This window comes from Photobacterium sp. GB-56 (genome assembly GCF_003026105.1).
In the GTDB taxonomy this organism is placed as follows: Bacteria; Pseudomonadota; Gammaproteobacteria; order Enterobacterales; family Vibrionaceae; genus Photobacterium.
Genome location: NZ_PYNW01000008.1, coordinates 174058 through 184745, shown reverse-complemented (window position 1 = coordinate 184745; position 10688 = coordinate 174058). Strand labels below are relative to the sequence as shown.

At 40.8% G+C, this 10688-nt stretch carries 11 protein-coding genes; all 11 read right to left on the bottom strand.

Going from position 1 to position 10688, the window contains the following annotated elements:
* Nucleotides 1-283: 283 nt before the first annotated feature.
* Nucleotides 284-913 (bottom strand): LysE family translocator, encoded by a 630-nt coding sequence (locus C9J42_RS13180; protein ID WP_107208392.1) that lies wholly within the window; start codon nucleotides 911-913, stop codon nucleotides 284-286.
* 44 nt (nucleotides 914-957) lie between these two features.
* A complete protein-coding gene (locus C9J42_RS13175; protein WP_107208391.1) occupies nucleotides 958-1380 on the bottom strand; it encodes a hypothetical protein in 423 nt (140 codons plus the stop codon).
* A gap of 554 nt (nucleotides 1381-1934) precedes the next feature.
* Nucleotides 1935-2411 (bottom strand): GNAT family N-acetyltransferase, encoded by a 477-nt coding sequence (locus tag C9J42_RS13170; RefSeq protein WP_199189326.1) that lies wholly within the window; start codon nucleotides 2409-2411, stop codon nucleotides 1935-1937.
* 204 nt (nucleotides 2412-2615) lie between these two features.
* A complete protein-coding gene (locus C9J42_RS13165) occupies nucleotides 2616-3020 on the bottom strand; it encodes a DUF1801 domain-containing protein (RefSeq protein ID WP_107208389.1) in 405 nt (134 codons plus the stop codon).
* Nucleotides 3021-3168: 148 nt separating this feature from the next.
* Nucleotides 3169-3552 carry a GFA family protein gene (locus C9J42_RS13160; RefSeq protein WP_107302066.1) on the bottom strand — a complete coding sequence of 128 codons (384 nt, stop codon included), beginning with the start codon at nucleotides 3550-3552 and terminating at the stop codon, nucleotides 3169-3171.
* A 162-nt stretch (nucleotides 3553-3714) separates the two neighbouring features.
* On the bottom strand, nucleotides 3715-4947 hold the full coding sequence (locus C9J42_RS21445; RefSeq protein ID WP_146144302.1) for a hypothetical protein: 1233 nt from the start codon (nucleotides 4945-4947) through the stop codon (nucleotides 3715-3717).
* Between the two features lie 389 nt (nucleotides 4948-5336).
* Nucleotides 5337-5780 (bottom strand): flagellar export protein FliJ, encoded by a 444-nt coding sequence (gene fliJ / locus C9J42_RS13155; protein ID WP_107259752.1) that lies wholly within the window; start codon nucleotides 5778-5780, stop codon nucleotides 5337-5339.
* Between the two features lie 37 nt (nucleotides 5781-5817).
* Nucleotides 5818-7167, bottom strand: coding sequence for a flagellar protein export ATPase FliI (gene fliI, locus C9J42_RS13150; RefSeq protein WP_107247882.1), 1350 nt, complete (start codon nucleotides 7165-7167; stop codon nucleotides 5818-5820).
* Entirely contained in the window at nucleotides 7145-7942 is a 798-nt protein-coding gene (gene fliH / locus C9J42_RS13145; RefSeq protein WP_107302065.1) for a flagellar assembly protein FliH, read from the bottom strand. The genes fliI and fliH overlap by 23 nt, the downstream gene beginning before the upstream one ends.
* On the bottom strand, nucleotides 7942-8976 hold the full coding sequence (locus C9J42_RS13140; protein WP_107208383.1) for a flagellar motor switch protein FliG: 1035 nt from the start codon (nucleotides 8974-8976) through the stop codon (nucleotides 7942-7944). The genes fliH and C9J42_RS13140 overlap by 1 nt, the downstream gene beginning before the upstream one ends.
* On the bottom strand, nucleotides 8942-10687 hold the full coding sequence (gene fliF, locus C9J42_RS13135; protein ID WP_107302064.1) for a flagellar basal-body MS-ring/collar protein FliF: 1746 nt from the start codon (nucleotides 10685-10687) through the stop codon (nucleotides 8942-8944). Before fliF ends, C9J42_RS13140 begins: the two co-directional genes overlap by 35 nt.
* Nucleotide 10688 lies beyond the last annotated feature (1 nt).

The following is a 10688-nucleotide window of genomic DNA, read 5'->3' as shown; positions in this document are numbered from 1 at the left end:
ACGGCCAAGTTTCGTTACATTGTCCGAGCCGCTGCTTTATTCAGGCTCGTAGGTTCATCTGGTGATACAGACGGTTCACTCATAAAGCGGTGAACAACGCTTCATACGACTTCAGGTCGCACGGACAAAAGTGTGTTACGTACTTAGCTCTATTCTGGCTGGTAAGTATTAGGAAAGGTAGGGATAACGCCGCAATAAGCGGTAAACAAACAGTTGGCTAAAAATTGTGAGGTACGAACAAAAGCCAACTGTTTTTGTCCGTTTAATTGCCTTGTTATATGCACTATTTATTGCTGCTTAAGGCTATCTTTGCACTTAAACCAATTAAGATTGTACCTGATACTCCTTCAAGTGTTCTTGAGTATTTCTGAGCTTTAGGACTACTAAACAAAATACTTCCTAAACTGGCATAGAACAAGTTACAACATGTTGCTAACAGACTAAATAACAAACCTAAAGTCAGCAACTCGCTTGTAGCATTAACTCCCGTTGGATCAATAAACTGAGGCAGGAATGCTAAAAAGAACATTGCGACTTTAGGGTTTAATACACTAACGATGGCGCCTTGCTTGAAAACATTACTTTGTTTTTCATCTGAAATTTCCACACAAATTTTAGAATTGTTACGGTAACAATTAATAATTGATATTACGCCAAGATAGAGTAAGTAAGCCGCACCTAAATACTTGATTATCGCAAATAAAAATGCAGAACTAAGAATTAATGCAGAAAGACCTAAAACAGCAGCTAATGTATGAATCAAATAACCAACACCTAAACCCAGTGAAGCTTTAATACCTGACTTCATTTTCCCTTTCATTGTATTCGTTACAATGTAAATTACATCAGGCCCAGGTATCAGGTTTATAGATAGAGCTGCAATTACAAACAATACTAAGGTGTTTATTTCCATTACGACAATACTCCGAGGTGCATATAACAGATAAGGATATGTGTTTACGCCCATTTTACTGACTTTGGCACTTCTTGCTTAAGGGCATAAACATGCCTAATCAACTGCCCTTCGTGCATTGATTCATGCTCAAGTAAGTCAACTAATAAATCATCTCTCTCCTCTGTCCAACTCTTTATGGTAGTAACCGCTTCTTCGAACTTGACCTCTGAAGACTTTAGCTTTGCTACGATATCAAGTAGGTTGTTAGTATTTTCAAGAGAGCAAGTAAAACCGTCCCACTTACCAACTAAGAGTGAACGTGCGTAACTTTCTCTTGCACCTACAATACACCACATGTGCTCACCAATTGATTTACTCTTTGGCACATCTAATTGTACCTCAAGCAGTGAGGGCTCAAGAGACTCAACTAATTCAAGCAGCGATTTGGAACGCTGACGGATATTCTTTAATACTGTGCTTCTCAATTCTCTAAATCCTCAATCTACACATAACAGTATATTAATAAGCATTCTTACTTTCGCGCAAAAATATACTTATGAAATACCTTTACCATACTCGATATAATCGTTGCATATTATGAACTTGCTAGCAATTTCTTACATTTACCGATTCAAAAGAGGGTGTAAAAAGTAAGAAATGTATTTAATCAGTCTTATTTAATACAATATAGAATGTTAAATTAATTAATTTTCAATCGGTTATGGATTTTATTCCTTTTTTAACAAGAAATATTTCTTATTAAAAACAGAACTCATGCGATAAAATCACCACGTGTCATTAAACTGTTTATATACACAGTAAACAAAGCTAATACAAAATCACGTTATCATAATATGAATGAGTATTTGTTCTAAGTAACTTTGGGGCTGATATGAGCTAGCCAAGAGAACTAGCCCATTGGACTGACATGCTTTTGATGGTATCTCAATTAGTGGTAAGTTGTGGTAGAAGAGTTACCACAACCGTAATTTGTGGTAAATGAATTACCTCAAGCCATTTGGGGGCAAAAATGAGTTTATTAAACGTGCTTTACCAGTGGCTTTTGCATTGGAATACAATCCAAACTAATGCCTCTTGGTGAATGATAGGTAGATAGTTTCTCCCCTATAAACCCATATGAACGATAGAAAGGCGCCGCATTTATCGTGGATTCTAATTTCAGCAACAATAGGCCGTTTTCTTTAGCCAAGTTTTCCAAAAAAGTAAGCATCTGCTTTGCCGCACCTATTCCACAGTACTCAGGATCAACAAAAATAGCATCAACCATACCGGTTTCAATATTGAGTTTACCACTACCAATAACTCGCCCATCAGTGACAGAAACATAGAAAGTTTCCAGCACATCTTGAATGAATCCGTCAGACACTCCCCCATCAGTCCACAATGAAAGCTGTTCTTTACTGTAGTACGCTGAGCATTTATCTAAGATTGCGCGGCTTCTCAACGCATGAATTAAAACCGCATCTGCTTGAGTTGCTTTCCTTATTGTGATCACTAAACTTCTCCCTCGGTATTCACAGAATTCTCAATACAGTAACTAATTAATCTAAAGTTCAAACGTAAGAATGTGCGTGGGCAAATTAATATCAACTTGTTCAGGCTATATATAATTTAACGCAACTAATTTTATAGCCTGTTAACCGACAATAGAAACAAGCCCACAACGTATTATCTTTGTTTAATTACTTTGTTATATGTTCTAAGCACCTAACAAATCAAGGTGTTTTATCTTTTTGTAGCGTAATGCCATAGATATGCAGTGTGACAACTCTTTCGTTGGAACATGGTCGCCAAGCTTAAATATTAATGCCCGATTACCTTCGTACTCAAAGGTATTTCCGTATACCTCTTTAAAGGTATCAACTAAGGTTGTTTGGCAGTGGAAGTAAATACGATATTCATTTGGGGATTTGGGTTTCCAGTCATATCTAATAGTGCTTCCAATTTTAGAAATATAACTTGGCTCTCCCCACTTTAGTGTTTCGATTAAATCAGCAATCCCATGTTCATTTGCTGTATTTATGATAAGTGAACGAATAACTAAGAGAGACTCTGTTACTTCATCAGGATACGTTTCAAATTTTTGTTTAACACTTAAATCCATTCGTTTGCTCCTATAAATAAGAACATATCACGCTTAATTAAAATATGGGCAGCACTACCCCATTACTTTAAGCACTAAAGTGTCACTAAAACAATGTATTGGAGTGTAATCTTATACACTTTCCTATAACACGCATAAATGTTTGCAGTTACAAGTTGATCGTATCTTTTGGGTGATTGATCCCATCGTAAATTTTGGCAGGCTCCAAATCATAAGGATTAACGCCATCAAGACATGCAACATTAATTGCAAATTGATGGGGATTAGAACGTCTTTGATGATGAGTATAGATACCGCAAGTCTTACAGAAGTAATGTTTAGCCGTCTTTGTATTGAATTGATAAAGGGTCAAGTTATCTTCTCCCTTTATTATCTTTAGGTTTTCAAGTAATACAGAAGCAGCGATGGCACCACGTTTTCGACACATAGAACATGAACAACGACGAGGATCTTCTAATCCGTTTGGCATGGTCAGCTCTAACTCAACAGCACCACAGTGACATTTTGCAATATGTATTTCTTTAATTTCCATTATTTAATCACCATGTCGATGCACCAACAGAACGACCAAGTTTATTGTGTAGTGAAGTAGTTGTAAGTACATTATTGGGCTTGTGAAATACATTTACACTTTGCTGTAAATAAACCTCAGCCTTAATGTGAGACTGAGGTTTAATGCTTATATTACTGTGGATTATGGACAACTCACCACAGTCCAAAACCAAGACGTTGAACTTGGAATTTCCCAGCTACCCGGATTGTTCTTTGCCTGATAACAAATATTGTTATAAGTCACTGTATCTCCGTTTTTAACCTTTGTTGAACCCGGTATAAACTCAACAGCAGTTGTTGGTGGTAGAGGATCTGTTGGCTGCACAGGATCTGTTGGTGGTACAGGCTCTGTCGGTAGTTCAGGATCAGTGGGTGGCGAAGGATTATCTATGCATTCAACCGCATCCCAAAACCATGACGCGTTACTTGGAACCTCCCAACTGCCAGGGCTATTTTTGGCTTGATAACACTGCCCATCATACGAATAGATCTCACCATTGATGGCTTTGGTTTTTCCGGGGATAAATTCAACGACCTGTGCTGGTGTTTCGGGATCAGTGGGTATTTCAGGATCTGTTGGGGGATCAATAACTATTGAATTACTCGATAGCAACTGCCAATCATCAAGGTAAGCAGATAGGTTATCGGTGCGGATACCGATAGTACCCTCAGTTAATAAATCATTGTTTACCGACAATAATTCGACACCATCTAGGGCCAACGTTAATTTATTACCTACTACAGAAAAGTGAATGTCATACCATTGACCAGCGGCAAGCTTCCCCTCTGTATTAAGGTAGTTTTTAACGCCATTGCTTAATTTGGTTTGAGCCAGAGTAGTGTATGAACCTTGGTATTTTACTTTAATCGTTACATTACCGTCATAACGAATAGAGCCTACATATAAATCATCAGATGTTTGGTAACGAGCAAACGCATGTAAGCCAGACCAAGCAGGTATAGTGCCGGAATTTTTCCATGCTTTAATGTACGCCCTATATTGATTCGTTTGGTCGGTGTACTTTATTTCATTGCCATTATTGTCTTTTCCTATCGCGACGACACGAAAGACTTTATCGTTCGTCCAACCTAACTTCCCACTATCCACAGATTTAGACTGTAAACATCCTGAAGTAACATCAAAATGATCGATGGCGCTTTTATTATTCGAACATTCTAGCTGCTGACTATTAGGGTAGCTTGAGAAATCTTCGCCTAACCACGTAAAATTTTCAGATGCCGAGCCACTAATATAAGGTCCTTCACTTTCAGGGTAGGCATCATAGAATGCAGTAGCCGAGTTACTTGCAGTAATTAAACAGAAGGTACCAATGTAACTAAATATTTTTTTTAGTTTGAAATAATTTTTGATCATTGTTGTATCCTTACATGATTGTTATTTAATGGTTCGTAACCATACTCATACCCATCTGGCGACAACAGTCGATAACGATAGCAGTGCACTCCATCGCATTACTCGCTCACTAGAAACATCGCTTAGCATATTAACCGTTAAATATATCAATCAGCACTTTGCACAACGGTTCAAGCGTTATTTAGGGAGCGTGATTAAAATTAATCGTCATTGATTACATTTTTAGAGTGTAAGAATGAGGTATAAAATGCGATTGGGGAGTATTGCTGACGAGATAAAAACTTTTAATAATAAGCGATAAAGAGGATATAACTAGAAATCAAAGTATTAAATTTGTTGATTAGCAGCTCATATACATTTTCAATAATATCTCCTTTATAGTGAGCACTTCAGACCTTCCGCTTTTTATGCCGCAAGTTAATCAACTCTTCTAATTGCTTTTGCTCTTTACGGGCTTGTTCGTATTGTTGTTTGGCAAGCCAGCGTTTTTTTACTTCTTCAAAGCGTTTAACTTGTTGATTACTGGCTTGTAATTGCTGCTCACTGTGATCACATTCCGCACTCATGATCGCTTGCTCATGCTGATGATGATCAATCATGGTCGTTAACTGTGACGTTAATTGATTGCTGTTATTTAACATCGCACTGTTAATCGCAGAGCCGTGTGTTTGTTCAGCCCCCATATAATGCTGTTTTAGCTGACCTAATAACTGTAGTTGTTGCTGATAATTATCCACTTGCCGGCGCTGCTGCTGGTAAATAGCACTGAGTTTATCGCGCTTTTGCTCTGATAATCGTTGTAATTGCTCAACAGCTTTGACTGGCAAATTCATGGCTTATTCTTGCTCCATTTCCTAAAACACGGTGTGGCTATGGTGCTGACGGACTGGATTGATTGACTGAAAACAAGTTAGCTAATTGGGTTAGGCTCGCTTGGTAATCACAGTGTTCAGTCACAGGCTGCTGCAAAAACTGTTTAAGCTGGGGTTGCATCATTACCGCTTGATCTAATTCAGGATCTTGTCCTTGTTGATAGCCACCTAATGGAAGTAGCTCTTTTACTTGCTGATAATTCGCATTTAACTGCCTAAATTGGTTAGCAACAGTGACATGGGCTTGCTCAGTACAACTGCTCATACATCGGCTGATAGAAGCATTAATATCAATGGCTGGATAATGCCCTTGCTCTGCCAATGTGCGAGATAACACAATATGACCATCTAAAATGGCGCGAGCAGAATCCACTACCGGATCTTGCTGATCGTCCCCTTCTGCTAACACGGTATAAATCGCAGTTAAACTGCCATTGGGATTCTCTCCGTTACCAGCACGTTCTAGTAATTGTGGTAATAAACTGAATACTGACGGTGGATAACCCCGAGAAGCTGGCGGCTCTCCTAGTGCGAGTGCAATTTCACGCTGCGCCATCGCATATCGGGTTAATGAGTCCATCAGTAGCAATACGTCTTTGCCTTGATCACGAAAGTATTCGGCAACGCGGTGACAAAGCTTGGTCGCTCGTAAACGCATGAGTGGTGATTCATCAGCAGGCGCGGCGATGATCACTGCACGTTTTCGTCCTTCCTCACCTAAGCTACGCTCAATGAATTCACGGACTTCTCGACCACGTTCACCAATCAGCCCCACCACAATAATATCGGCGGCAGTGTATTTGGTGATCATCCCCATCAAGACACTTTTACCTACGCCACTGCCCGCCATTAAGCCAATGCGCTGACCTTTACCAACAGTCAGTAAACCATTAATCGCTTTAATACCAACATCTAATGGTGATTCAACTGGCTGGCGTTTCATTGGGTTAATAGGCTTTGGTTCTAACGATAAACACTCACCACCTTGTAGCGGTGAACCATTATCTAGCGGCTCTCCTAACCCATTAACAACTCGTCCAATCCACTTGTGGCTCACATTCACTGTACTGCCACCTTGCATCGGGATCACCTTTGCGCCTGCGTATAATCCACCGAGTTGGCGAACTGGCATTAAATACGCAATGTTGTGATCAAAACCGACCACTTGTGCTTCAATCTGCTCACCATCATCAGCGACGATTAAGCAACGTTGATCAAGTTTAAAACGACACCCCACGGCTTGTAGCATTAAGCCATTCACTTTGACTAACCGCCCCGTGACCCGTGCAATAGGCACACTATCAAGAGCGGCAAGTGCGGTTAAACTATCCGCTTGAAGACGATTCATGCTGATCTCCTTGTTCAACACGGATTGGGGTATCTAACGGGTGATTCTGCTCAACTAAATGTTGCTGCACATTCTCGATACAGGCTTCTAGTCGCGCATCACACCCCACATCGGCTTCTGCGTTATCGGTTATCAGCTGACAACCACCGACGGGTAATGTGGGATTAGCAATCAGCTTCCAAGACTCAGGTAAGCTCTTATTGATGGTATGAATCCGATCAATATCTTGTGGGTTAAGTTCAATGATGATTTTTTCTGTTTTACCCGGAATCGCATCCAATGCTTCTTCTACTAGAGCGAGAATTTGTTGTGGCATCAATGTCAATTCAGCGCGGATAACCTGTTGCGACACTTTTTGTACCAAGTCGCAAATAAGCTGACGTTGTTGTTTGTCTTTTTCTTGTTGCCATTGTTCTAATTCAAACAAGATTTTCTCAACCGGTTTTACTGCTTGGCTAAAGATCTCTCGCCCTGCTTGTTCACCTTGTCCGTAACCTTGTTGAAAACCGTCTTTTTGCCCTTCTATAACACCTTGATCACGACCTTGCACAACGCCTTGGTTAAATCCTTCGTCATAGCCTTTGTTTAGCCCTTGTTGAAAGCCTTCATCCAATTTTTGTTGTAATTCAAACTGGCTGTCTTGCCAATTAATCGCAGGATCAACATCACCTAATCCATCATTAAAACCATGATTTACTGGCTCTGCCACAGGAGGAAAACGATGAGGCCGATATTGCCCCGGTGATAACTGATGTATTTTTACTTTCTTCATCATTACTCCACCGTCATTTCCTGATAGAGCTGAAGATCAATTTCACCATTTTCTGCCAGCTCACGCACTTGATCCATAATGGCAGTTCGGGCGCGTTCTACCTCACTCACAGGTACTGCACCTTTTAGCGCCATTTCATCTTCTAGGGATTTCACCATACGCTGTGGCATTGAACGTTTAATCGCTTGTTGTAAGCTGATCTCAGCACCTTTTAACGCAATCACCCATGTCGCAACAGGAATTTCTTGCACCAATCTATCCATGGTCGATTCTTTCTGGCGACCAAGCACCATAAAGTCAAACATGTTGGTTTCAATTTCGTGCACCATGTCTTCATCATGCAAACGGAGTAATTCCATTAATTGGCCGCGATCACCTTCGAAACGGTTGATAATATCGGCAACTTGCTTAGTTCCTAAAATAGGTGCATTTTGCGCTTGTGACATATGAGCAATGCAACGTTCAATCAAATCATGTAAGTCAGCGGCAACATCATGATCTATTTCATCAAGTTGCGCGATGCGATATAGCAGCTCGTCATGATAATCCACTGGCATTTTCGCCAACACTTTCGATGAGGTTTCTGGCGGTAAATAGGCTAAGAATATCGCCTGCATTTGTGGGTGCTCTTGGCTAACGTATTTAGCCAATAATTCTGCATCCACCCATTGCAATCGCTGCATGTTGTTACGTAATTCATCACCATAAATGTTATTAAGTAACCCTTTTGCTAAATCATTACCCAACGCTTTACGCAAAGTATTTGAAAGGTATTCTTTCGATGCGCCACGAATACCACTGTGCGCACGAAAATCTTCAAAAAAGTGCTGAATTACCCCTTTCGCACTATCACTTTGAATACCACTTAATGCCGCCATCGAACGGGTCACACGCTGCACTTCATCACGGGTAAAGTGCTTCAATACCTCCGCGGCGGCATCTTCTCCCATTCCCAACAATACGACGGCTGTTTTATCAACATAAGTCAGTGCAGGGGTTTTACTATCCGTCTGATTTTTTGTTTGTGATTGACTCATTAACATTCACCCATTGTTTTAAGACTTCAGCAACACGCTCTGGCTCTTCGGTTGAAATAAGCTGTAAGTGTTTAAGTTGGATTTCTAATGGCGAGCCCTGTGGTGGCAGCAAATCATTGTTGGCACTAAAGGCGTTATTCGTTCCGTTTATCCCTTTCGCGGCTAAACGCTCATTTAACGTTTCTTCGTGTTCTTGCTCTTCGCGAGTTTGCAGATTTTCATCGTAAGAGTGCGCCATATCTTCTTCCGCAAAAGTTAACTCATCACGTCGACGATCTAATCCTGTTAAATGACTAATAAGCGGTCTTAGCACAAAGAAAATCATCGATAAGCCGAGAATACCGCCGATCATGTAGCGTAGTGGTTGTTGAACGGTTGGATCTTGCCACCACGGAATAGCAGGTGGCGCATCAATTGCAATCGGTGTGAAGTTGAAACTTAAAATACTCAAACTATCGCCACGAGCAGCGCTGATCCCTACCGCATCTTTGATCATATTGCTAATTTGCTGTGTTTCCGCTTCTGTCCATGCTTTACCATTTGGTGCAGCGGTAGAATTAAGTAACACAGAGACATTGAGTTTATTTAATTTGCCTTGTTGATATTGGGTATGACGAACACTGCTGCCTAACGCATATTGACGATTAATTTCCGTTCGTTCATTGGTGTTTTTACTGTCTTTGTTCTCTTCTTCGCCAGTAACGGGTGGCTTGTTACTTAATGAACCCGGCACACCTAAAGCAATATTATCAATACTGTTATTTTCAATACGGTGCTCGTTTTTCACTACAGGCGTTGAATCAACCACCTCTTTGGTTTCTTGGACATGGCTAAAATCAAGATCAGCGGCGACTTGCACGCGGTAATTACTTGGTCCGACAATCGGCGTTAGCATATCAGCGGCACGTTGGATCACCTGCTTTTCGAGATTCTTCTGATAGTCGAGGTATTTAGCATTCACTTTACCCATTTCAGTCGAGCCAATATCAGCACTGAGTAAACGCCCATACTGATCAACAACTGACACATTTTCTGTCTTCATTCCTGTCACACTGCCAGTAACAAGGTTAATGATGGCTTCAACTTGCTCAGTTTTTAGATCTTCACCCGGTTTTAGCTCAACCATTACTGACGCTGTTGGCGCTTCCGCATTGTGGCGAACAAATAAGGTTTTTCGTGGAATGGCTAAGTGAACGCGGGCATTAGCAATAGCATCAAGGGCAATAATAGTACGCACTAACTCGCCTTCCAATCCATGACGGTAACGTGCGGTTTCCATGAACTGGCTGGTGCCTAACGACGAATCTTCTTTTAATGAATCTAGCCCTGTCGGTAACTTGGCTTTGATCCCTTTTGCTGCCAGTAACATCCTAATTTTTGCGACCTCACCTTCTGCCACCAGCACTTGTCCGTTGGCTTCTTGTAGGCGGTAAGGGATCCCTTCTGTTTCTAATACCGAGATGATTTCACCGCTATCAAAACGTTCTTGCTGCCCATATAAGGGGCGGTAATTTTGACTTGAACTCCATAGTGCCACCACAATAATGGCAGCCACAATCGCAGCAAGTACAGCAGACAAAACTAGATTGCGCTGACTACTATGCCAAAGATTTTTAAGGTTATTAATATACGGATTTGACGACAATCCACTGCTCGCAGTTGAACCTGTTGCCGTATTTGTCATCGATGGTTGGGCAATGATTTCAGACATA